Origin of the sequence: Sphingorhabdus sp. (assembly GCF_046292425.1) — a bacterium.
GTDB lineage: Bacteria > Pseudomonadota > Alphaproteobacteria > Sphingomonadales > Sphingomonadaceae > Sphingorhabdus_B.
Window position 1 is genome coordinate 250 of the sequence record NZ_JBKBQV010000131.1, and the last position, 268, is coordinate 517.

General features: G+C 67.2%; 1 protein-coding gene. It reads right to left on the reverse strand.

All coding sequences use genetic code 11. The features are described 5' to 3' along the window. Window positions 1-268 (reverse strand): tryptophan 7-halogenase (locus ACK4S7_RS13280; RefSeq protein WP_409647762.1); only part of this gene is annotated, 268 nt, incomplete at both ends.

The window sequence follows — 268 nt, forward strand, 5'->3', positions numbered from 1 at the left end:
TGCGCCATCAGCACGGCGGTCGCCTCGTCGTCGCTCAGATAGCGGCTGCAGAAGACGTGGCCATTGCCCGTCCGGTGCTGCAGCGGAATCCGCCAGCGCCAGCCGAAATCCTGGGCATGGGCCAGGGTATAGGGCGCCGGCGGACCGACATTCTCGGTCTGCACCGCGATGGCGCGATCGCACAGCAGCCAGTGCGACCAGTCCTCATGCTCGACGCCCAGCGCCTTGCCGATCAGCAGGGACCGGAAGCCGGAGCAGTCGATGAAGA